Here is an 893-nt window from a genome sequence, read left to right on the forward strand (position 1 = left end):
CTGGTGACGTCGACGGCGGCTTCGGTCGGGCCGTAGAGGTTATGCAGGCCGGTGTGCGGGAGTGCCTGCATGCAGCGCTGCTGCAGCGCGTAGGGCAGCGCTTCGCCGCTGCACAGGATGCGGCGCAGTGAACCGTAGCGACGGGTGGTGATGTCGGCAGCGTCGACGGTATGAGCGACGAACAGCTGCAGCATCGATGGCACAAAGTGCGCGGTGGTGATGCCGGCAGTTTCGATGAGTTCGGCGAGATAAGCCGGATCCTGATGCCCACCGGGACGCGCGAACACCAGTCGCGCACCGGCGAGCAGCGGCAGGAAGAACTCCCAGACCGAGACGTCGAAGCTGAACGGCGTTTTCTGCAGGATCCGATCGGATGCATCGATACCGTATTCGTCGCGCGCCCACAGCAGCCGGTTGACGACACCACGATGGCCGTTCATCACCCCCTTCGGCTTGCCGGTGGAGCCCGATGTATAGATCACGTAGGCAAGACTCGTCGGCGTGAGGCCGAGGTCGGCTGGCTGCGGATTGCCAGCGGGAAGAAGGGCGAGGGCATCGCGGGTCTGCACATCGTCGAGCATCAGCAGCGGTGCCGAATGCGTGGGCAGCACGTCGCGCAGAGCCTGTTGCGAAAGCAGCGCAACTGGCGCGCAATCTTCCAGCATGTAGGCCAGGCGATCAGCCGGATAAGCCGGATCGAGCGGCACATAGGCGGCGCCCGCCTTCATGATGCCGAGCAGCCCAACGATCATGTCGAGACTGCGTTCAACACAGATCGCCACACGATCATCCGGCTGCACCCCCAGCGACAGCAGATGATGCGCAAGCTGATTCGCCCGCGCATTGAGCTCGCGATACGAAACCTGCTGCGCTTCAAACACCGCAGCCACGGC

Annotated in this window: 1 protein-coding gene; it reads right to left on the reverse strand. The window is 63.9% G+C overall.

Going from position 1 to position 893, the window contains the following annotated elements:
* On the reverse strand, positions 1-893 hold an 893-nt coding region (locus ACYVNQ_RS09250; protein ID WP_460902193.1), incomplete at both ends, for an AMP-binding protein.

It is taken from the genome of Paraburkholderia jirisanensis (assembly GCF_054782355.1).